The organism is Emticicia sp. MM (genome assembly GCF_001649495.1).
This window is the reverse complement of record NZ_LXHX01000015.1, coordinates 1-23,513: the sequence shown is the minus strand read 5'-3', so window position 1 is coordinate 23,513 and position 23,513 is coordinate 1. Positions and strand designations below refer to the sequence as shown.

The 23,513-nt window shown below is 37.3% G+C and carries 19 protein-coding genes and 1 pseudogene; 8 read left to right on the top strand and 12 right to left on the bottom strand.

The features are described from left to right. The first annotated feature begins 116 nt into the window (after window positions 1-116). From A6M55_RS02290 to A6M55_RS02280, 3 genes are all read left to right on the top strand, one after another. Window positions 117-431: a LytTR family DNA-binding domain-containing protein gene (locus A6M55_RS02290; RefSeq protein WP_015029690.1), complete on the top strand. Its 315-nt coding sequence runs from the start codon at window positions 117-119 to the stop codon at window positions 429-431. Between the two features lie 85 nt (window positions 432-516). Beyond that, window positions 517-1,629, top strand: a complete 1,113-nt coding sequence (gene nagA, locus A6M55_RS02285) for an N-acetylglucosamine-6-phosphate deacetylase (protein WP_064196313.1) — start codon at window positions 517-519, stop codon at window positions 1,627-1,629. Window positions 1,630-1,767: 138 nt separating this feature from the next. Then, window positions 1,768-3,282 carry a hypothetical protein gene (locus tag A6M55_RS02280; RefSeq protein WP_064196312.1) on the top strand — a complete coding sequence of 505 codons (1,515 nt, stop codon included), beginning with the start codon at window positions 1,768-1,770 and terminating at the stop codon, window positions 3,280-3,282. 78 nt (window positions 3,283-3,360) lie between these two features. Here the strand turns inward: A6M55_RS02280 and A6M55_RS02275 are convergent, their stop codons facing one another. The 4 genes and pseudogenes from A6M55_RS02275 to A6M55_RS02265 form a co-directional block, all read right to left on the bottom strand. After that, complete coding sequence (locus A6M55_RS02275) at window positions 3,361-3,639, bottom strand: transposase (RefSeq protein WP_255364403.1); 279 nt, start codon at window positions 3,637-3,639, stop codon at window positions 3,361-3,363. Further along, complete coding sequence (locus A6M55_RS17670; RefSeq protein ID WP_255364402.1) at window positions 3,596-3,781, bottom strand: transposase; 186 nt, start codon at window positions 3,779-3,781, stop codon at window positions 3,596-3,598. The genes A6M55_RS02275 and A6M55_RS17670 overlap by 44 nt, the downstream gene beginning before the upstream one ends. Window positions 3,782-4,031: 250 nt before the next feature. Beyond that, a pseudogene (locus A6M55_RS02270) lies at window positions 4,032-6,669 on the bottom strand (valine--tRNA ligase). Between the two features lie 186 nt (window positions 6,670-6,855). Next, the gene (locus A6M55_RS02265; protein ID WP_064196311.1) at window positions 6,856-7,572 is read right to left on the bottom strand and encodes a head GIN domain-containing protein; all 717 of its coding nucleotides are present in this window, start codon (window positions 7,570-7,572) and stop codon (window positions 6,856-6,858) included. A gap of 201 nt (window positions 7,573-7,773) precedes the next feature. Between A6M55_RS02265 and A6M55_RS02260 the strand changes: the two genes are divergently transcribed. Then, a complete protein-coding gene (locus A6M55_RS02260) occupies window positions 7,774-8,688 on the top strand; it encodes an ROK family protein (protein WP_064196310.1) in 915 nt (304 codons plus the stop codon). 105 nt (window positions 8,689-8,793) lie between these two features. Here the strand turns inward: A6M55_RS02260 and A6M55_RS02255 are convergent, their stop codons facing one another. The 3 genes from A6M55_RS02255 to A6M55_RS02245 all read right to left on the bottom strand — a co-directional run bounded on the left by A6M55_RS02255 (window position 8,794) and on the right by A6M55_RS02245 (window position 11,063). Further along, complete coding sequence (locus tag A6M55_RS02255) at window positions 8,794-9,306, bottom strand: DUF4199 domain-containing protein (RefSeq protein WP_015029684.1); 513 nt, start codon at window positions 9,304-9,306, stop codon at window positions 8,794-8,796. 111 nt (window positions 9,307-9,417) lie between these two features. Then, entirely contained in the window at window positions 9,418-9,882 is a 465-nt protein-coding gene (locus tag A6M55_RS02250) for a response regulator transcription factor (protein WP_015029683.1), read from the bottom strand. Window positions 9,883-9,911: 29 nt separating this feature from the next. After that, window positions 9,912-11,063, bottom strand: a complete 1,152-nt coding sequence (locus tag A6M55_RS02245) for a redoxin domain-containing protein (RefSeq protein ID WP_015029682.1) — start codon at window positions 11,061-11,063, stop codon at window positions 9,912-9,914. Window positions 11,064-11,226: 163 nt separating this feature from the next. Between A6M55_RS02245 and A6M55_RS02240 the strand changes: the two genes are divergently transcribed. Continuing rightward, the gene (locus A6M55_RS02240) at window positions 11,227-12,543 is read left to right on the top strand and encodes a Gfo/Idh/MocA family oxidoreductase (protein ID WP_015029681.1); all 1,317 of its coding nucleotides are present in this window, start codon (window positions 11,227-11,229) and stop codon (window positions 12,541-12,543) included. Between the two features lie 74 nt (window positions 12,544-12,617). On the opposite strand, the gene A6M55_RS02235 is transcribed toward A6M55_RS02240, so the two are convergent. From A6M55_RS02235 to aroQ, 4 genes are all read right to left on the bottom strand, one after another. Further along, on the bottom strand, window positions 12,618-13,910 hold the full coding sequence (locus A6M55_RS02235; protein ID WP_064196309.1) for a TolC family protein: 1,293 nt from the start codon (window positions 13,908-13,910) through the stop codon (window positions 12,618-12,620). 102 nt (window positions 13,911-14,012) lie between these two features. Further along, window positions 14,013-17,111 (bottom strand): efflux RND transporter permease subunit, encoded by a 3,099-nt coding sequence (locus A6M55_RS02230; RefSeq protein WP_015029679.1) that lies wholly within the window; start codon window positions 17,109-17,111, stop codon window positions 14,013-14,015. 135 nt (window positions 17,112-17,246) lie between these two features. Continuing rightward, the gene (locus tag A6M55_RS02225) at window positions 17,247-18,359 is read right to left on the bottom strand and encodes an efflux RND transporter periplasmic adaptor subunit (RefSeq protein WP_015029678.1); all 1,113 of its coding nucleotides are present in this window, start codon (window positions 18,357-18,359) and stop codon (window positions 17,247-17,249) included. Window positions 18,360-18,671: 312 nt separating this feature from the next. Beyond that, on the bottom strand, window positions 18,672-19,100 hold the full coding sequence (gene aroQ / locus A6M55_RS02220; RefSeq protein WP_064196308.1) for a type II 3-dehydroquinate dehydratase: 429 nt from the start codon (window positions 19,098-19,100) through the stop codon (window positions 18,672-18,674). Window positions 19,101-19,214: 114 nt separating this feature from the next. On the opposite strand from aroQ, the gene xerD reads away from it, so the two are divergent. The 3 genes from xerD (at window position 19,215) to A6M55_RS02205 (ending at window position 21,891) form a co-directional block, all read left to right on the top strand. Continuing rightward, window positions 19,215-20,141: a site-specific tyrosine recombinase XerD gene (gene xerD / locus A6M55_RS02215; RefSeq protein ID WP_064196307.1), complete on the top strand. Its 927-nt coding sequence runs from the start codon at window positions 19,215-19,217 to the stop codon at window positions 20,139-20,141. Window positions 20,142-20,169: 28 nt separating this feature from the next. Then, window positions 20,170-21,096, top strand: coding sequence for a 1-phosphofructokinase family hexose kinase (locus A6M55_RS02210; protein ID WP_064196306.1), 927 nt, complete (start codon window positions 20,170-20,172; stop codon window positions 21,094-21,096). A 63-nt stretch (window positions 21,097-21,159) separates the two neighbouring features. Continuing rightward, a complete protein-coding gene (locus tag A6M55_RS02205) occupies window positions 21,160-21,891 on the top strand; it encodes an alkaline phosphatase (protein WP_197491646.1) in 732 nt (243 codons plus the stop codon). A gap of 260 nt (window positions 21,892-22,151) precedes the next feature. On the opposite strand, the gene A6M55_RS02200 is transcribed toward A6M55_RS02205, so the two are convergent. Further along, entirely contained in the window at window positions 22,152-23,123 is a 972-nt protein-coding gene (locus A6M55_RS02200; protein ID WP_064196323.1) for an SUMF1/EgtB/PvdO family nonheme iron enzyme, read from the bottom strand. Window positions 23,124-23,513 lie beyond the last annotated feature (390 nt).

Genomic DNA, 23,513 nt, shown 5'->3' with positions numbered 1-23,513 from the left:
TGAAATATACAGTAAAAACACCCCTTTAATACCGTGTTTCTCACATTGAATGACATATGATTTGAGTGCGATCTTTGTAAAATTGAATCGAATCAATATAACCAAAACAAATTGCTATGATAACCTTTAACGCTCCAGAAAAACATGAGATTACTTACCTCGAAGCCGATGTAAACTATACAATTTTTCATTTGTCTAATGGCAAAAAAGTTGTCTCATCATCTACTTTAAAAAAATATGCTGAAGACGCACACATGTCTGATTTTCTTCGTGTACATAAATCTTTTTTGCTCAATCCAAATTATATCACACATTTCACCCAAGAAGGGAAAACAGGCCTGATTAAATTATCAACGGGTAAACTTCTAAGGGTTTCTCGCAGAAGAATGACCATGGTAAAAAGGCAAATGATAAGTCGCTCAATTTTATAAATTTCATAGTGCATTCCAAATATTCATATACTCCAAATTCACACTTTTTCTTTAACTTGCTCACTCAACCCGAGCAAGTTTTTTTATGCAAACAATTATCATTAATGCCACTGTCCATACAGGCACTGAAATACTTCAAAATCAAGCAATTATTATAGAAAATGGTAAGATTTCAGCATCTGAACAAAAACCTGACGCAAAAATAATTGACTTAAAAGGTAAACATATCTCTGCTGGTTTCATTGATACGCATATCAATGGTGGAGAAAAATATCATTTTACTCAAAACGCCAATGAAGAAACCATAGCTGATATTTATGAATCAAGTTTAAAACTTGGTACAACACATGTTTTGCCAGCTTTAATCACTTCTCCACATGAAAATATTCTCAGAGGAATTGATGCTACACGTAACTTCCTTTCAAAGAATCCAAATACTGGCGTATTGGGTATCCACCTCGAAGGTCCGTTTTTAAACCTTGCTAAACGTGGAGCTCATTTGGCACAATATATCCGAAAACCAAGTAATCAAGAACTTGAAGAAATTATCAAATATGGTAAGGATGTCATAAAACTTATGACTATCGCCGCTGAAAATTTTACTCCCGAACAAATCGAGATGCTCCTCGAAAGTGGTATTAATATCTCGCTTGGTCACTCAAATGCCACATATAAGGAAGCAAAATCGGCCTATAATCAAGGAATTAAACTTTGTACACATCTTTATAATGCTATGACTCAAATGGGGCATCGAGAGCCTGGCGTAGTGGGAGCAACTTTTGATAGCCCTCAAGTTTATGCTCCAATTATTTTAGATGGCTTTCATTGTGATTATGCCGCAGCTCGCATTGCTTATAAAATTAAACAAGATAAACTTTTCTTGATTTCTGATGCTCTGTTTGTTGGCGAAAAGGTAAAACAATTCCAATGGGGAGAATTTGATGCTTACTTAGAAAATGGCCAATATAGAAACTCAGAAGGAAATCTCGCTGGAGCTGCCGTATCAATGGGTGATTGTGTTAAAAATGCAATAGTAAAAGTTGGAATTCCACTCGAAGAAGCGATTAAAATGGCTACTATCAGACCAGCTAAAGCATTAAAACTTGAGAATGAAATCGGTCAAATTAAAGAAGGATTTCCTGCCAAGTTTGTAGTTTTTGACGAAACTTTAAAAAGTTTTGAACCATTATTTTTGTAGAACAATTTTCTAAATTGTTCCGCACCAACTGACAATTTAAAAAATTGTCGTAGAAGCACTCAAACCATTTCTTACGAAAAACCGTTATTCAGAATATGTATATTATTCATTTTTCATTCTACATTATCTATTAAATAAATGGCTTTCGATAAGAATATTTTAAAGATAAAAACACTCGGCGAACTAAAAGCTAGTGGTTATAAACCAAAATCTATCAAACAAGAACTTCGAGATAATTTAGTTGAAAAACTTAAAAATAAAGAAACTGTATTTCCGGGTATCTGGGGTTATGAAGATACAGTTATACCAGAAGTAGAAAAAGCCATTTTATCGATGCACCACATCAACCTTTTAGGTTTACGTGGACAGGCAAAAACTCGTATTGCTCGATTAATGGTTAATCTTTTAGATGAATATGTGCCAATTGTGGAAGGTTCTGAACTAAACGATGACCCACTTGAGCCATTATCACGTTTTGCAAAAGATTTAATTACCGAAAAAGGCGATGATACACCAATTACGTGGCTACCTCGTGCGGAGCGTTATAATGAAAAATTGGCAACCCCCGATGTTTCAATTGCCGATTTAATTGGTGATGTTGACCCTATCAAGGCTGCCACTCTACGCCTACCCTATTCCGATGAACGTGTGATTCATTTCGGTATGATTCCACGCTCCCACCGCTGTATTTTTGTAATTAACGAATTGCCAGATTTACAAGCTCGTATTCAAGTTTCGTTGTTTAATATTCTACAAGAAGGCGATATTCAGATTCGTGGATTTAAACTTCGTATGCCTCTCGATATTCAATTTGTTTTTACGGCAAACCCTGAAGATTATACGAATCGTGGAAGTATCGTAACACCGCTCAAAGACCGTATTGATAGCCAGATTGTGACTCACTATCCGAAATCTATTGAAATCGGACGAAAAATTACCGAGCAAGAAGCTATCATTAAAGATGGTCAAAAGAAAATCGTGGTTAATGATATTCTAAAAGATTTGGTTGAACAAATTGCAGTTGAAGCACGCCAAAGCGAGTATGTTGATGCCAAAAGTGGCGTTTCTGCTCGTATGACCATCTCTGCTTATGAAAATCTATTAAGTTCGGCTGAAAGAAGAGCATTAATCAACGGAGAAAAAAATATCAATGCACGTTTGGCTGATATTTACGGTGCCATCGCTGCCATTAATGGTAAAATAGAATTAGTCTATGAGGGTGAAGTTGAAGGCCCAGTTTATGTAGCTCAAAGTTTAATCGGGAAGGCTATTCGAACCGAATTTTTAAAATATTTCCCAAATCCCGAAGCTGTAAAGAAAAAGAAATCGGGTAAAAACCCATTCCAGCAGGTGTCAAATTGGTTCGGTGAAGGAAATATCATAGATTTTGACAATGACCTTACAGATAGAGAGTATCGTGCAAGACTAAAAACTATTGAGGGTTTAGAAGAATTAGTAGAAGGTTATCACCAACATTTATCTGAAAATGACAAGCTTTTTATGATGGAATTTGCTTTGCATGGCTTAGCAGAATACTCGCTCATCAGCAAACAAAATTTAGATACTGGCTTACAATTCAAAGATTTATTGGATAGTATGTTCGACCCTAATAAAATGAATTTTGGTGATGATGACGAAGATGATTTTAGATAAGAAATGATAATAAAGGTATTTATAAAAATGGCAAATCTGAAATCAGATTTGCCATTTTTATAATCTATGCTTAACCATTTACCATCCATACTTTTCCGTAAAATCTCTAACTTCTTCATCAAAAGATTTTTTAGAATGGTGAGCTTCTTGATTTCTGATATAATTAATCACGGCATCAACCTTTGATTCACTCACCGAAATAGCAAAATAATCATCTTTCCAAGCAAATTTCTCTTTTGTTAATGCTTGTTTGTTTATCCAAAATGAAGATTCTCCTTTGAGAAGTTTAGCCACTTGAGAAATTGATTGGTCTTTACCTAAAGAAATTAAACAATTGAATATGGTCTGTAAAACCATTAATTGATTGCAGGTAAATATCTTTTTCTCGACAGTTTTCGATAATATGATTAAAAACTTCATATCGAATATCTTTAGTCAAGAATGGATAACGATTCTTAGTAGAAAAAACTACATGAACCCAAATTTTTACATAAGACATGTTTACAGCATTGTTGTTTTTGTAAATGTAGTATTGTTTGACTAAAGTCAAAAAGTGAGAAGTTTTTTTTATTCGTCAGCAAAAGCAGACTGGGTCGCACAGACAGCAATGAATAGATTTTCTTTTACTATTCTTTGCCGTCAGTTTCAACTGACGGACAACTGAACAATTCAACAAATAGGCTTTAGCACAAACAAAAAAAGGCAGTTTTGAAATTTCAAAACTGCCTTACAAAATTATTCTAAGTACCTTAGCCCAATTTCGCCATTGCTTCTTCTAACGCCTTAATTTTTGCATCAGCATCCGCTAATTTTTGGCGTTCCTTCTCAATAATTTCTGGTTTTGCATTTTGTACAAAACGCTCATTTGATAATTTTGCCTCAGTCGATTTCTTAAAGCCTAAAGTATAATCAAGTTCTTTTTGAAGAGCAGCACGTTCTTCATCAACATTAATATTACTACCTAGGTTTATCGTAAGTTCATCACCTTTAATGACAAAACTTACCCCATCTGTTTTTTCAGAAATATATTGAATATCAGAGACATTCGCCATTTTTTTAATCAAACCAGCTAAAGCTTCATAGCGAGCTTGGTTATCGGTTTTTACAGCCAATGGCAATGCTTCTTTGGGTGAAATTTGCTTAGAATTACGTGTATTACGAACCGTTGAAACGATTTCAAGAAGCAATTCAAAATCAGCTAAAAGGCTTTCATTTACTTCGCCTCCTTTCGGGAATGTAGCTAAACAAATTGAATCATTTTCCTTTCTATCCTTAATTGATTGCCATAATTCTTCTGAAATAAATGGCATCCAAGGATGAATTAAACGCATCAATTCATCAAAAATTTCGAGTGTAGCATCGAATGTTTCTTGGTCAATTGGTAAGCCTTTGCCATCAATGTAGGCTGGCTTAATCATTTCTAAATATAATGAACAGAAGTCATCCCAAATGAGGTTATACGTACTCATCAAGGCATCTGACATTCTGAATTTATTGTAATGGTCAAGAATTTCGGCCACCGATTTATTCATCTTCGAACGGAACCAAGAAACAGCTAGTTTATTACTCGCTGGAGCCGCTTCTGAACTCGTTTCCCAACCTTTAATCAAGCGGAAGGCATTCCAAATTTTATTGCTAAAATTACGTCCTTGTTCACAAAGTTTTTCATCGAATGGCAAGTCATTTCCTGCTGGAGAACTAAACAACATCCCTGTACGCACACCATCAGCACCGTATTTTTCAATCAATTCGATTGGGTCTGGTGAGTTACCCAAAGATTTCGACATTTTACGGCCTTGTTTATCTCTTACGATACCCGTTAAATAAACATTTTTGAAAGGATAGGTACCCTTATACTCATACCCAGCGATAATCATACGTGCTACCCAGAAGAACAAAATCTCTGGAGCAGTTACTAAATCATTGGTTGGATAATAATAGTTAATATCTTCATTATCAGGATTTTTAAAACCATCAAACACCGATATTGGCCATAACCACGAGCTAAACCAAGTATCCAAAACATCTTCGTCTTGCGTAAGGTCGGTTTCGCTCAAAGCAAATAACTGGTATTTATCACGGGCAATTTTCAATGCCTCTTTCTTATCTTTTGCAACGATACAAGTACCATCTGGCATGTAAAACGCAGGAATACGGTGGCCCCACCAAAGTTGGCGACTGATACACCAATCTCTTACGTTTTCCATCCAATAACTATAAGTGTTCTTGAATTTTGGTGGAATCAACTGAATCGTATCATTCATTACGTTTTCGAGAGCAGGTTCTGAAACACGTTTCATTTTCAAGAACCATTGTAATGATAATTTTGGCTCGATTATCGCTCCTGTACGCTCCGATGTACCTACTGTCGATTTGTATTCTTCTTCTTTCACCAAATTACCAGATTCAACTAACAACTTAGCAATTTTCTTACGAGCAACAAATCGGTCTTCACCTACTAAAATTTGAGCTTTTTCGTTTAGCTTACCTTCATCGGTTAGAATATCAATGATTTCTAAACCATGTTTTTGTCCGAGGGCATAGTCGTTTTGGTCGTGTGCAGGTGTTACTTTCAAACATCCTGTTCCAAACTCCATTTCTACGTAATCATCAGCAATAATAGTAATCTCACGATTGATGAGTGGAATACGGACTTTTTTACCAATTAAATGCTTAAAACGCTCATCTTCAGGGTGTACGCATATAGCTGCATCGGCCATAATGGTTTCGGGGCGAACAGTAGCAATCGTGATACTGCCCTCATCTCCATCATAACGAATGTAATACAACTTCTGCTGAACATCTTTCATGATTACCTCTTCATCCGAAACCGTAGTTTTGGCTTGCGGGTCCCAGTTTACCATGCGGTGTCCACGATAAATATCTCCTTTTTTTATTATATAAATCAACAAAAACCTCAATTACGGCATCATAAAGACTTGGTTCCATCGTAAAGCGAGTTCTATCCCAATCGCACGAAGCACCTAACTTACGTAATTGTTGTAAGATAATTCCGCCGTATTTTTCAGTCCATTCCCAGCAATATTTCAAGAATTCGTCGCGAGTAAGGTCAGCTTTATTGATTCCCTGTTCTTTCAGCATCGCCACAACTTTAGCTTCGGTCGCAATAGAAGCATGGTCAGTACCCGGCACCCAGCAAGCTTCTTTTCCTTCCATACGTGCTTTACGAGTCAAAACATCTTGAATCGTATTATTAAGCATGTGCCCCATGTGCAACACCCCCGTGACGTTTGGCGGAGGAATCACGATTGTATAAGGCTCTTTATCGGGATTTGGCTTCGACTTAAAGTACTGATTTTCAATCCAATACTTGTACCATTTGTCTTCTATTTCTTTCGGATTGTAAGTTTTGCTGATTTCTGCCATTATTCTTGGAGTCAACTGTCTATAGACGACGGACGACGGTTATTTGTTAATAATAATGCAAAAATACGGAATTTTAGGGCATAAAAAAACCTGTAAGTTCTTTTAAGTCCTCACAGGTTTTTGTTTAAGTGAGATAAACCTTTCTAAGTTATCCTCTGATTGATGTGGTTCGCATCATTTTATTGCTTAGTTAGCATCGTAAATCTTTCCTGAGCCAGAAATTGATCTACTTATTCGTGGATTTCCTTTAAACCAAACACTACCACTACCTGAAATTTTTACATCAAGATTTTTTAGAGCTGTTGTTTCGCAGCGTCCTGAACCGCTGAGCAAAATATCAGAATTATCGGCATACATTTCAAATGATTCGATTTTTCCACTGCCCGATACATCATAAATACCATTGTAAGTATCACCTTCCATGTAGATGAGTCCCGAACCACTCAATTCGGTTACCAAATCATTCTTTACATCTAAAGCCATATCAATCAAACCACTGCCCGAAAGACGTAATTTCATGTTGTTTGTGAAGATTTTATTATCGCTAATTACTCTGCCACTTCCCGAAACATAAACGGCATTTATATCGGGTACTTGTATAAATATCTTTACATTGTTTGAACTTCGTAAACGGCCATTATCTTCCAAAACTAATGAGTTTCCACTTACTCTACTCCTTACGTAGTTGATGAGATTACTCTCGGCAGTTATCTCAATATCTTTAGTAGGGCCTTGACGCAAGATGACTCCTGCTGGAAAATAAAGCTCAATTCTATTAAAATAGGCCATTCGGCGATATTCTGTTTGAACAATTCCATTGCCTTCAATGATATAGGTTTCGCACGATGACAGACCAAATACTCCCACAAGGGCTGTCAATAATAAAAAGAATGAACGTTTCATAGTTCTGTGATTATGTTTAGCTTTTTCTAAAAATTGTTGTCTTTAATGGCAAGATGCTATAAGTTTGTAAGAAGTTGCTTGCTGATTTGTTAATGAGTCGTTAACGGCCAATAGGCATAAAGGAGCAAAGAGACAGAGAGGCAAAGAGAATGCTTTAAAAGAAAATAATTATCAATATTTCATTAAACATTATTCATTCAAATGAAGGCACTTTGGGGTGTAGATTTAGGCGGCACAAAGATTGAAGGCGTGGTAATGAACGCCGAAACCAATGAAATCTTAGTAAGAAAAAGAATTCCGACCGAAGCCAGCAAAGGCTATGAGCATATCATTAGTCAAGTAGTAAAATTGATTGATTCTATTAAAGAAGAAATCAAGATTGAGCCCAAAGCTATTGGGTTTAGTACACCCGGTACGACCGACCCTACTTCACAAACCATGAAAAACTGCAATACGACGTCAATGAATGGGAAACCCATGAAAGCTGACCTCGGGAAAGCACTCGGTGTGCCAGTGGAATTGGCCAATGATGCCAACTGTTTTGCATTAGCTGAGGCTACCATGGGTATTGTGAAGGATGTATTACCAAATGCTAAAGTAGTTTTCGGAGTTATTCTCGGCACGGGCGTAGGTGGTGGAGTAGTAATTAATGGTCAAATTTTACCCGGCCGCCACGGCATTGGTGGAGAATGGGGACATAATTTCTTTGAGGAAGATGGTGTGATGTGCTATTGTGGGAAAACAGGTTGTAATGAAAATGTGTTTTCGGGCCCTGCCTTGCAACAATACTACAAGAAATTGAGCGGAAATGACCTAACTATGAAGGAAATCTACGAACTTCATCAGGCAGGAACCGACCCGCACGCAACAGCTACGCTCAATCGTTTGATTAAATCTTTCGGTCGAGCCATTTCTTCTATCGTGAATGTAATTGACCCCGATGCCATTGTGATTGGTGGTGGTGTGGGCAACATTGATATGATTTATGAGGCCTTCCCAGAAGAATTAAAAAATTGGATTTTCAATAGTCGCAAAGTTGAAACACTTTTCCTAAAACCAAAACTCGGCGATAGTGCAGGTGTCTTTGGTGCAATTGAGTTGGTTAGGGGGTATTAAGTTATCTTTTACCACGGAGGTACGGATTACACAAAGTTTCATGGAGAATAATCTATGAAAATCTTTGTAATCCGTGCCTCTGTGGTTAGAAAACTCGATAAAGACTCACTTCCGCTTCAAAATCAATGCACTGATGAGTGAAACTACCAAACCTACGGGTAGGATTTCCATGTAAGTCAAGAAAATAACTCCCAAAGGCGAGGCATACATTTTTTTATAACCTTCCATTTGTTCGATGGCGGCCGAAATTTCACTTGTACTGGCTCCGCTACCTTTCATCTTCGTAAGCGATTGTTGACTAAATTTTTCAAGAAAATCTGGAATGAAAAAATAATAATCAATCAACCATGTAAGCACATATATTGAAGAAGCAATCAGTGAAATATAAAGGCCCGTTATGAAACCTTTACCGAAAGTGAGCGTTCCATCGTTTTGCTCATCTCGAAACTTTTTTACACCTACAAACACAAACGAAAAGGATAAAATCATGGCGGCATAACCCAGCACCATGTTTCCTTCGAAATTGCCCGAAGCATAGCAATAGGCGATAGAACATACTGTAAAAACTGAAATCAGAACGCCTGCAATGAGGCCATTGGTTAGAATAAGCTTTTTCATAAGAATTGTTTTGTTTATGCCACAAATCTGAGGTTTTTAGCGGAATTCAGACTCATACTTTTGAGTGATTTTCAACAAATTACCCAATTTCACACCAAAGTATGAGATAATTTATTCAATCAAACTCAATCTTTTTGCTTTTTCTACGGCCTGCGTGCGGCGTTTGACATCCATTTTCTCAAATACTTTCGAAGAATGAGTTTTAATCGTATTGAGCGAAACAAATAGTTTTTCGGCAATTTCCTGATTGCTTAGTCCAGTAGCCATCAATTGTAAAACTTCCAATTCACGTTTGCTCAAACCAAGTTCGATCATAGCCGCCTCATTGAATTGAAAATCATTTAAAACAATAGATTTTTCAATGATTTTTGTCTCCACTTTAGGCCTCACTAATTTCATAGCCAACCAAATTCCTAAAGCCGTAAACAATAAGGCTATCAGACCAATGTAAATTTCTAAGGCATGATTGATAATAATGAAGCGAAGCTCAATCCATTTTAAGAAAAACAACAATAAAGCCAGCGAAACTCCATAGAGAATTGTATCTCGGTGTTTACTTAGAAAATTTAAAAGCATATTCTAATAACTAAATACTTTTTGTCATTTTAAAAATAACGGCCAATTTTTGGGTGATCAACGATCATTTTTTTCAGTTTTAGGTTATCAATACTTCCCTGCACACCATAAACTACTTTTCCACCAGGCTCGACCAACAGCGTATAAGGTAAAGCACCATTCCATTTAGGGTCGATGGCCTCTATAAGTTTATAGATGTCGTCTTCTTTAAAGATATAATTTTTTACACCTGAGTATTTTTCTTTCAAAAACTTCAAGGCTTTATCTTTTTTCTCAAGTTTATCGGCCGAAATCGAAACAAACTCAAAGTCTCGGGCACCATACATGCGGTGAATGTCAATAAAATCAGGATATTCCATTATGCAAGGCCCACACCATGTAGCCCAAACATTGATTAATCTGAGTTTATCAGAATCATTATTTTTAACCAATGACTTTACGCCTTCAGCATCAATTTCTTCGAGTGTGACAGGTCGAGAACGCCAATTTTTCTCGTTTTTTTCATTATATTCAGTCTTCCATGCCCATTTTACCGAGCAGCCAAAGGTTTTTGTAGTTGGCGTAGTTAGTTCTTTTCCTGCTAAAACTTCATCAATTGCTTTTCTTAAATCTTCAGCATTGGCTCCTTTACTTGGTTTTTCTACTGCATCAAGGCGACCGTTATATTTTAATACTCGCTGACTATCAAATACAAAGGCATGAGGTGTAGCAACTGGTCCATATTTAATCGAAACCGATTCTGTATCACCATCGTACAAAAACGGAAAATTAAATTGCTTATCTTTTGCCCGAATTTTCATATTATCAAAATCGTCATTGAGATCAGTATAGCCCAATTCTTCAAGTAGTAATCCATTAGGGCTATTCGGTGAAATAGCAACTACCGCCACTCCTTTATTCTTATAATCAACTACAATTTTCTTGATGCGGTCTTCGTAGGCTTGAGCAGTCGGGCAGTGCACGCAAGTAAAAATGATAACCAGCACTTTTGCCGCAGCAAAATCTTTGAGCGAATAAAACTTTCCGTCATAATTTGGAAGACGAAAATCAGGAGCTTTTGCTCCAATGGCTAAAGTTGGAGTCTCATGGTGGGGTACTGCTTGTGGTTTAGCCACAAATTTTGTTTGAGCTTGCCCAAAAAAGAATAGAAAGGCCAAGAAAAAACTAAATAAAGCTTTCATTTTTGTAAGGTTGAATAGAGAAAAGATAGTATCAGTTAAATCTAACCAAATTTACATAAAGCTGAAGCATTTTTATCATACTTTTTTAACAAATCTTAGTAATCGTCCGAATAATTATAATAAATTTGTTTTTGAAATTATTCAACTCTATAATCAATAAATAATGGACACAAACTTTTCTCGCCGAGATTTCGTAAAGACCTCGGCAGCCGCAGTGGGCGGCCTTTCAGTGGCTTCATTACCCATCGAAACATTTGCCAATTCTTCAGTTGACGATACCATAAAAGTTGCCTTGATTGGCTGCGGTGGACGTGGAACTGGAGCAGCGATGCAAGCTCTTTCGGTAAAACAAAATGTTAAATTAGTAGCAATGGCTGACGCATTCCGCGATAGAATCGACTCTTGCTACAAAAACCTAACCAATGACAAAGGTGATGGCAAAGGCGTAAAAAGCCGTGTAGATGTGCCAGAACAAAACAAATTTGTAGGTTTTGATGGATACAAACAAGCCATCGCTTTAGCAGATGTAGTTTTATTGACAACTCCTCCGGGTTTCCGTCCGATTCATTTTGAGGAAGCTGTTCGCCAAGGCAAGCACGTTTTCATGGAAAAACCAGTGGCAACTGATGCTCCGGGTATCAGAAGAGTTTTGGCTGCTGCTGAAGAATCGAAAAAGAAAAATTTAAAAGTAGTCGTAGGCTTACAACGTCACTACCAAAAATCATATTTAGAGACCTATAAAAGAGTAATTGACGAAGGTGCAATCGGTGATATCGTTGCGGCTCGTTGTTACTGGAATAATGATGGTGTTTGGGTAAATGAGCGTCAGCCAAACCAAACTGAAATGGAATACCAAATGCGTAACTGGTACTATTTTGTTTGGCTTTGTGGCGACCACATCAACGAACAACACATTCATAATATTGACGTAATCAACTGGTTTAAAAAAGGTTATCCTGTTGAAGCTGTTGGTATGGGCGGAAGACAAGTAAGAACTGACAAAAAATACGGTGAAATCTTTGACCACCACTACGTAGAATTTAAGTATGCTGATGGTATGATTTTATCGAGTTCATGCCGCCATCAACCAGGTACAGTTTCGGATGTATCAGAGCATTTGATTGGTACAAAAGGCCGTGCAACTGAAGGTAAAATCTTTGATTTAAAAGGAAATAATATTTGGCGTCATAAGGGAGAAGGAGATGGCAACCCATATCAAGTAGAACACGATGTATTATTTGATTGTATTGTAAATAACAAGCCAATCAACGATGCAGAAAATGGTGCGAAGAGTACACTCACTGCAATTATGGGTCGTATGGCTACGTATTCGGGTAAGCGTGTGAAGTGGGAAGAAGCTCTCAATTCTGATATCAACATAATGCCTGATACTTACACTTGGGATACACTACCTAAAACTTTACCAGATAAAGATGGGTATTACCAAATTCCAATGCCAGGTAAGACGAGAGCAGTATAATTATTAATTAAAAATGGATAATGTAAAATGAATCACTCATTCCACATTATCCATTTTTAATTTTACATTATTCATTATTTCACCAACTCCCCGCTTAGACGCATTACTTGGAGTTCAGAGATTTTGATATTGTAACGAGCATTGGTGAGGCGGTTTAACGAAGTATTTAAACTACGTTGTGCTTCATTTAACTCTAGGATTGTCGAACCTCCTAATTTGAATTTCTCCAACGAAATCTTCAAGTTTTCCTCTGCTACTTCATTGTTTTCTTCTTCTAATTTTAAGAGTTCTTTATCTGTCTGGTATTGATTATAGGCACGCATTAAATCGCCCTCTAATTGTACCCAAGTATCTTCTTCTTGCTTACGCAATATTTCGGTATTTATCTTAGAAGTTTGGATTTGGCGACGAGTAATTTCTCCATTGAAGATATTCCAGCTTGCTACCAAACCAACGTTCAAACCAACGTTTTGGTTGTATAAAAATAAACCCGCATTAGTTTTACTTAGAGAATAACCAAACGATGAGTTGAGGCTCACACGTGGAAGTTTATTAGCAGCTACTTCTTTCTGCGTAATCAAGCTAATATCTGTCGTTTTACGAATCGCTTGCAAGCTTTTATTGGCTGCACGGGCTTGATTTTTCAATTGCTCTGTTGTTGGGTCAAACATAATTCCTACAACTTCTTGCACATCAAAATCTTGGTCAGCAGATCTTACCATCAAATTATTGAGGGCAACCTTTGCATTTCTCAAGGAGTTTTTAGCTTGAACTAACTGTGTGACTTGATTATTAAGTTCAGTTTTTGACTGGAGATAATCTAATTTTGAGCCTTTACCAAATTCCCAACGTTGCTGAGTAATTGCCAAACGCTCTTCGTAATATTTAATGATTGTTTGTAAGAACGACACTGTCTGTTTCTGACGCATCACTTCGTAATAAGCTTGCATTACACTTACTACTGTATTTTCCATCATTTGGCGAGTTTGTATCTGGCTCAATTGTCCTTGACCTTTCAGTCGGTCGAAAGTGGCATACATTCTTTTTCCATCATACAAAGTCCAAGTCATGGCAACATTGGTGGTTGGGGCAAGGCTTCTACCAAAACGGTTAATTTCACTTCCGTTTGATAGTTTCTGGTTTACTTCATTGAAGGCAGTACCAATATTGCCATTCAAATCTACTCTTGGCAACATCCCTGCATTTCCTTTAAATACTTGAAGATTAGCCACTTCTTGTTGCATTTGAGCCACTTTTATATCATAGCTTTTTTCAAGGGCAGCACCAACGGCATTTTCAAGCGTAAGTATTTCTTGAGCATGTAAAACAGCAGGCAATAAAAATATAAGGAAAAAGATTTTTTTCATGATTCAGATTTTCAATCTATAAGTAGAGACATATCGCATACGTCTCTACAACAAAACAAGTATTTATGCTTGCAGGCGTATGCGATACGCCCCTACATTTCTTTACGCTAATTCAGCTTCGTGGGCAATATCTTCAATTTGTTTCATTCGCTCGAAATTCTTGTTGCGTGACAAGAAGGTATAAATCGCAGGAATTACATAGAGCGTAAGTACCAATGAGAACAATAGACCACCCATAATTACGATACCCATTGCCATACGGCTTTTACCTGCCGAACCCAAAGCAAAGGCAATCGGAGCAGCTCCTAGAACAGTAGCCAAACTGGTCATCAAAATCGGACGGAAACGCATAGATGCCGCCTCAATTGCAGCTTCTCTGATTTCCATACCTTTTTCACGTAGCTGGTTGGCAAATTCCACAATCAAGATACCATTCTTAGTAACCAAACCAATCAACATAATCATTCCAATCTGACTAAAGATATTGAGTGTTTGGTTGAAATACCACAATGAGAATACCGCACCTGCAACCGCCAATGGTACCGTAAGCATGATAATGAATGGGTCAACGAAACTTTCGAATTGGGCAGCTAAAATCAAGTAAACCAAAACTAAAGCTAAAAGGAACATGTAAAGAGTATTCGATGAACTTTCGGCAAAATCTCTTGAAGAACCTGCCAAGGCCGTACGAATTACATCATCATTCAACTTATCTCTGATTTTATCCATCGCCTTGATACCATCACCAATCGTCTTACCAGGAGCTAAACCTGCCGAAACAGTAGCACTCATGTAACGATTAAAGTGATATAATTGCGGTGGGCTACTCTCTTCGTTAATCTTCACAATATTATCAAGCTGAATAATTTCTCCACGATTATTTTTAACGTAAGTATTTTTCAAATCGAGTGGTTCATCACGATTAGCACGGTCGAACTGACCAATTACTTGGTATTGACGACCATTCATTGTGAAATAGCCAAAACGTTGACCAGCAAATGCCAACTGCATTGATTGAGCAACATCGGCCACCGAAACACCCATACTTTTAGCTTTTTCGCGGTCGATACTAACTTCAAGCTCTGGTTTATTAAATTTCAAGTTAAGGTCAGAAACCATGAAAGTTGGCTCTTTTGCAACTTCTTCCATGAATTTAGGCACATACTGACGAAGTTTTTCGAAATCTGGGGCCTGAATTACATATTGTACAGGTAAACCACCTCTTTTATCTAATGAAATAGTTTCTTGCTGTAATACAAAGGCTCTTGCATCTGGCATTCTCTTGGTAATTCTACCAATCTGATCTGCTATTTGCATCTGTGTGCGTTTTCTGTCTTTAGGGTCAGTTAATACCAAACGAGTAAAACCTGTATTTGCTGCACCAGAACCTGTGAAGCCTGGAGCTGTCATGGTTACGATTGAAGTAGCCTCTGGAACAGAATCTCTGACTGTTCTACCTAATTTTTGGATATAATTGTCGGTAAATTCGAATGAAGCACCTTCTGGAGCTGTAATCTGTAAACGCATCGCACTACGGTCATCAAGCGGAGCTAATTCTTGTTGAAGATCTTTTCCGAAATACCAAGTCATGGCAAACGTAAATAAAATCAATGGAATTGCTACCCATCTAATATTCATAAAGCTGGTTAAACGCTCCTTATATCCACCAATAACTCTTTCGAAGAATGGCTCGGTCATTTCGTAGAAACGACTATGCTTCTGGTTTTTACGTACTAAGTAAGCATTCAACATTGGTGTTAAAGTCAATGAAACGAATGCAGAAATTAAAACGGCAGAGGCTAATACAATACCGAATTCACGGAATAATCGACCAACAAAACCTTCCATGAAAATTACTGGTAAAAATACTGATGATAGAGTAATTGAAGTAGAAAGTACGGCAAACATAATTTCGTTTGAACCTTTAATGGCTGCTTCAATTGGGCTCATGCCCTCCTCTATTTTCTTGTAAATATTTTCAGTAACAACAATACCATCATCAACTACGAGACCCGTAGCTAAAACGATAGCCAAAAGTGTTAATACGTTTACGGAGAAACCAAACAAATACATTAAGAAGAATGTACCAACCAAAGATACTGGAATATCAATCAACGGACGAACCGCAATAATCCAATCGCGGAAGAACAAGAAAATAATGATTACAACCAATCCAATAGCAATCAAAAGTGTTTCCCCTACTTCTTCTACCGAGCGTTGGATAAATGTTGTCGTATCTGACATCAACTCCATACGATAGTCTTTCGGTAATTCCTTCTTAATTTCAGCCAAACGTTTTCTTACTTGTGCCGAAATTTCTAAGTAATTAGCACCCGGCTGAGGTACAATGGCTAAACCAATAGAAGGAGCACCATTGATACGCATAACAGTTTCTTCGTTTTCCGAACCTAAAACTGCCTCACCAATATCTTTAAAACGAATAATTTTCTCTCCTACCGTCTTGATAATCAAGTTATTAAAATCCTCTTCGTTCTTAAATCTACCCACTGTTTTCACAGTAAGTTCTGTATTATCTCCAGCCAACTTACCACTTGGAAGTTCTACGTTCTCACGGTCAAGTGCTTGTTTTACATCTTGTGTAGTAACATTCTGTGAAGCTAATTTATTTGGGTCCATCCAAAGCCTCATCGAGAATCTTTTTTGCCCCCAAATCATCACTTGACTGATTCCCTGAATGGTCTGTAGGCGTTGTGCTATTACGTTCTCTGCATAATCGCTAATCTCCATGTGGTTTCTGATATCCGATTGCAACATCATACTCATGATAGGGTCTGAGTTGGCATCAGCTTTAAACACCGTTGGAGGGCCATCAATATCTTGTGGGAGCTGACGAACAGAGCTCGATACTTTATCACGAACGTCGTTGGCAGCCGTTTCCATATCAACACCAATCTCAAACTCAATTGTAATTTGGCTCGAACCATTGTTTGATGAAGAGTTGATTGACTTGATACCTTCGATGGCATTCAATGATTTTTCGAGTGGCTCAGTAATCTGCGACTCAATAATATCGGCATTGGCACCAACATAATTGGTGCGAACCGTTACCACAGGCGGGTCTATGGATGGATACTCGCGTACACCCAAGAAAGTATAGCCAATTGCACCGAACAAAATGATGAGCAAGTTCATCACAATGGCTAATACCGGACGTTTGATTGAAATGGTTGAGATAGACATACTTGTCGATGGTCAATAGTCGATGAGCAAGAGCTTAAATTTACTCCACGGCTTGTGTTTTTACAAAAAATCTAATTTCAGCTAATAAAATATATATATTCAGTGCCAATGGGCTTAGTAAATAAAAGATACTTTTTACTTCTGTGGACTCTTAATCTTAACAGGTGAATCTTTTTTCAATGCCATGATACCTGTCACGATAAGTGAATCGCCAGCCGAAAGGCCACTGGTAACTTGTATTTTTTTATCTGTGCGTAGGCCCGTTTCAATCATTACTTCGTTTGCTTTGCCATCACGAACTACATAAACTTTTTTCCCTTTCAAAACAGGCACAACCGCTTCAGTAGGAATCATGATTGCTTGAGTAATATCAAGGTCAACCGAGACACGTACGAACATACCCGGCAATAATCTATCAGCAGGGTTTTTAGCAATAGCTCGTAATTTAAGCGTACGAAGATTTGGGTCGATTTTAGGGTCAATCGCCACTACATTAGCCGTGTAGGTTTCTGATTGTCCTTCTACTTCAAATTTTACACCTCTACCCACACGCATTTGTGTTGAATATTTTTCTGGAATCGAGAAGTCGATTTTCACAGGATTAGTCTGTACCAATGTAGCAAGGCTTGTAGTAGGCGTTACATAAGCACCTTGACTCACGTTTTTCAAACCTATTTTTCCTGCAAAAGGAGCTTTCAGAACTGTTTTCTCAAGGTTTGCTTCGATGAGTTCTTTATCGGCATTTAAAGTATTAATCTTATTGGCCGTAATTTCGTACTCTTCTTTGCTGATAGCATTGATATCCAACAATTTCTTTTGGCGAGCTTCTGTTTGTTTCGCCAATTCAATTTCATAGTTAAGTTTTTTTAACTGAGCTTGTAAGTCAGTATCTTTAATTTTGGCAATGATTTGCCCAGCAGCCACTCGACTACCTTCTTTAATGCTCAAAGCTGTGATTCGACCAGATGCTTCGGCTCTTAGTTCAACTTCTTCGTTTGGATAGATTGTACCTGAGGCAGTAACAACATTATCGAGGGTTTCAGAATTTACTACAAATACATTTACAGAAACCGGTGGGCCTGCGGGTTTTCCGTCTTTTCCATCTTTCCCTTTTTCGCCACCTTTTCCAGCCGAAGGAGCTCCACCAGGACCACCTCCCATGCCTTTTTCTTCAGGTTTTTTAAAAAAGAATATTTTACCAAGTACTAAGACTGCAACAACAGCAACAATAGTCAGAATCGTACGCATATTAAATTATTGATTAAAGAATAAGTTCTTGAAATATAGTTTTAGAGGATACAAATTGTTAATAAACACAAAAATATGTTTAACAGTTACGATTATAAAAAAAATTGTATTATTCCTATTAAATAATCGACATAAAGGGTGTTTTTAACGACTGTTTAAGTCAATAAGGATTTATTTTACCTTTTAGTTAGAGAACTTTATAATATCTCCTTTCATCTTCTATACATGATGAGTAAATACATTAAACCTCTAACTAATAGATTTTTAGAATAAGGAAGCCTAATCTATTTCTAGTAAAAAAATAATGTTCATTTATAAAAAATACCTCACCCCAAATTCATACCCTTTCATACCTAAACCCGTAATCATGCCTTTGCAAACACGGGTGAGATATGAATGATGACGAAAAGCCTCACGGGTGTGAATATTTGAAATATGTACCTCTACTGCTGGGGTTTTTACTGCTGAAAGAGCATCGGCAATAGCCACCGAAGTATGCGTATATGCACCTGCATTTATCACGATTCCTGCGTATTCGGTTTCACCATAACCTACTTCATGGATTTTATCAATGATAGCACCTTCGTGGTTCGACTGAAAATAATGAAGTGTATGCTCCAGAAACATTGCCTGTAATTCCTCAAAATAAGCCTCAAACGTAAGGCTTCCATAGATATGCGGCTCACGCTTCCCTAAAAGATTAAGGTTTGGCCCATTAATGATGATGATATTTTTCGACATATTGAACAAGTATAAGATAAAACGCCTTAATTTGCTGTAAAAATAATAGATTCTCTCTAAGGATTTTATTATTTCTAAATATCGTGTCATTCTAATAAAAAATAGGCATCAACTGTGCAAAATTGGTCGATTTACATACAACATTTCAAAGATTTTCTTCGCTTAGAACGAGCTTTATCAGAAAACTCTATCGAAGCCTATATCAGAGACGTTGAAAAACTAAGCCAATTTTCTGAACTTTTAGCCCACCAACCATCACCCGAAAACATCAACGAACGTGATGTGATGGATTTCTTAGAGTACCTCAATGAAATAGGGCTGACAGCTACTTCTCAAGCAAGAATGCTTTCGGGTATTAAAGCTTTTTATAAATATTTAGCCATCGAAAATTTGATTCAAAACGACCCGACCCAACTCATCGAGTCGCCTAAAATCGGCAGAAAACTTCCAGACACACTATCATTCCCTGAAATCGAACGAATGCTTGATGTTATTGACCTTTCATCACCTGAAGGGCCTCGAAATCGTGCTATTTTAGAGGTTTTATATAGTTGTGGAATGCGGGTTTCTGAACTAATTGAATTAAAAATCACTAATTGTTACTTCGATATTGGTTTCGTGCGGGTATTTGGTAAAGGACGAAAAGTTAGGTTAATTCCAATTGGTAGAGACGCAGTAAAGTACACGAATATTTACTTAGAAAATATTAGAAACCATCAAGATATTGACCCCGAATCAGAAGATATTGTATTTCTTAATCGACGTGGGAAAAAGCTTACAAGGGTAATGATTTTTCTGATTATCAAGAATTTAGCAGAGCAAGCGGGTATTCAAAAAAAAATTTCACCCCATACTTTTCGGCATTCTTTTGCCACGCATCTCATTGAGGGCGGAGCAGACCTTCGTGCCGTACAAGAAATGCTTGGTCACGAATCAATAACCACTACGGAGGTTTATACCCACCTCGACCGAGTATTTTTATCTGAAACTATGAGAAGTTTTCATCCAAGAGAATACAAATATGCAATGAACAAACGATAATTTGTTCTGTTTATCAAAATCAAGAATTATGAAAATAGTCACACTAACAGTCAATCCAGCAGTCGATAAGAGCACTAAGTTTTCAGGCTTAGTTGCCGAACAGAAAATTCGCTGCGAAAACCCACACTTCGATGCAGGTGGCGGCGGAATAAATGTATCCAAAGCCATTGCTCGTTTAGGTGGAAAATCAACGGCAGTTTTTACCGCTGGTGGCCCCACTGGCAACTTATTACAGGATTTATTAACTAAAGAAAATATTGATTTTCTAACAATTCAAACCCAAAATTGGACTCGTGAAAACTTTATTGCGGTAGATGTACTTACCAATGCCCAATATCGTTTCGGTATGCCTGGGGCAGAAATCCTACCAGAAGAAGCCAATGCCATCTTGCAAAAAATAGAAGCATTAAAACCAGAGTTTTTAGTTGCAAGTGGTAGTTTATCAGTGGGCTTAGGAGATGGTTTTTACGAAAAAGTAGCGGCCGTTTCTAGAAAAATTGGCTCAAAGCTTGTCATTGATACTTCAGGTGAACCGCTCAAAAACGCCATTGATGAAGGTGTTTTTCTGCTAAAACCCAATGTGGGTGAATTAGCAAAATTAGTTGAAGAGGAAAGCCTCGAAACCGACCAAGTTGATGAAGCCGCCCGAGAAATCATCGCCAAAGGAGGCTGCGAAATTGTAGTAGTTTCACTTGGCCCACAAGGAGCAGTTTTAGTAACTAAAGATATTTGTGAACATATTCCAGCTCCATCAGTTCAGAAAAAAAGTACGGTAGGAGCTGGCGATAGTATGGTTGGAGGAATGGTTTGGGCTTTATCTACGGGAAAAAGTCTGCACGAAATGCTTCGTTGGGGAGTTGCATGTGGTTCGGCAGCAACCATGAACGAAGGTACACAATTATTCAAACAAGCCGATGCTCAAAGATTATTTGAGTGGCTAAAAAAATATAAATAACCATTTGTTGGATTTATGATTCATCTATTTCAACCCTTTAAGATTATGAAAAAAAATGTTTTAATGCTTGGCATATTTCTCATTCTCCAAGTCAATGTTTTTGCCCAACTTATTCATTCTCACAACGATTATGAACAAAAAGAACCTTTTTTTGCTGCATATAATTTAGGTTTCGATTCGATTGAAGCAGATTTATACCTCAAAGATGGACAGCTCTGTGTGGCTCATGATGAAAAAGATGTATCGACTGAACGCACGCTTGAAAAGCTTTACATTGAACCTCTTTTGGCAAAAATCAAACAAAATGGTGGTTATCCTTATGCTAATAAAAAATCTTTGCACCTGCTACTTGATTTAAAAAAGAACGGTCGAGCTATTATGGAGGCTCTTGAAACTTCGCTCAAACCTCATAAAAAACAACTTACTCATGTGATTATCTCTATCAGTGGAGATATGCCCCCACCCTCAGAATTCAAGCATTACGATACAATGTTTTTCTTTGATGGTAGAAAGAATTTAAATTATTCAGATTCTGAGCTGAATAGGCTCTATATTGTTAGTGCCAGCTTTTTAGATTTCGGAAAATATTGGCCGGGGCAAACAGCTATCCCACAAGACGTTGCAGATAAAATAAGTGTATTTGTCAAAGACATGCACTCCAAAAACAAAAAGGTTAGACTTTGGGGAACGCCAAATACGATTTTAGGCTATGAAACACTACAATCTTTGGGTGTAGATGTACTCGGAACTGATGATTTACCTTTACTCAAAAACTTCATTAGTCGTTCAAAATAATACAAATGAGTCATCCCGATTTTTCTAAGCACCATTTCGGATAATTTATTGACAGTATTTACTTGACCTCATCAGTTTTAATTCATTGCCGTCTGTTTTAACTGACAGAATAAAGAATCAAGTATAAAACAAAACAGATTTGACTTTAGTCAAACTATCTATTTAGACTAAAGTCAAATCTGCTAATTCAAAGGTATCCGTCAGTTAAAACTGACGGCAATGATTGAAATTTCTTTAAAATTAAAGACAAATATTTTCTATCAAGGAATATCTTTTGGGGGGCGAGCGAAATAAGCTTCAATTTCTTCTTTTGAAGGTTGTTTTACTGGCCTAACTACTCTAAAACCTAAAAATGGTGCATCAGTAAGCCACCAATCAGATTTAGGGATTTGAGGGTCACGTTGTTTTAATTCTGGCGTTGAAGTACGGCGTGAAGCACTGCGAAGGCGGTCGGCGTCATCGTCCCAGTGACCACCACGAATTACGTGTGGGTAATGATTCGAAGGTTTTACATAAGGATTATTGGCGGCCTCGGGTTTACTATAAAAATCTGCAACATATAAATCCGAAGTCCATTCGGCCACATTTCCGTACATATCATATAATCCCCAAGCATTCGGTTTCAATTGTCCTGATTTCTTGTAAGCACCATCTGAGTTCTCAAAATACCATGCATATTCTTTCAATTTAGAGGCATCATCACCAAAATAGAAAGTTGTTTTCGAACCTGCACGAGCAGCATACTCCCACTCTGCTTCGGTTGGGAGTCGATAAAAATTCCCTGTTTTTGCATATAACCACTTACAAAAAGCACGAGCAGCAAACTGAGTAACATTACACACTGGAAAACCATGCTCTTTACCTTGTCCAAACGACATCTCTACGTAAGGCTGCGTTGGGCGAGCCACTGTACTTACACGACTAGCTACTTCGTTGGTATTTTTCTCATCTTTCACCTCCAATTCTTTATTGAAAAATGTTTCGTACATTTCCCATGAGGTTTCGAATTTAGCCATCCAAAAAGCATCAATTTTTACTTTGTGTTGTGGACCTTCATCTGGTTTGCGGTCTTTTTCGCTTTCTGGACTGCCCATCATAAATTCTCCTGCTGGGATTGGTACCATATCTAAGCCATGTTCAAGACCCGGAATGTGCTCGGTGTAGGGTTTAAAGTCGTCGTTACGAAAGGCAACGCATGCAAAAAAAAGGATGGAAATAGTTATTTTTTTCAAGGTTGGTTGAGTTTTGTTTTTACAAATATAGCCCAACTTTCTGCATAAGTCGAAAGTCTGTTTATAGAAATTTTAAACCACAAGAAAAAATATTTTAAAGCATTTTCCTATTTTTAAGGTGATTTCTGTATTAAAATGAGTCAAATTTGCCTCAGAGAGCCTTAATATTTATAGAAATATATGTTAAAATCTCATATCATTATGAGTCATCCCAAATTTTGAGATAAAACAGTTACGTAGGAACGACCAATGTAACTAAATTAGCCGTTCCTACGGAACTCAAAACATTAAAAATGTACGATTTTCTCGCGACATTTAAATCCTGCGGAGCTTTTTTTAGTTCTTAAATTATTGACTATAAGATATTTATACAATATTTATAAACCGAAC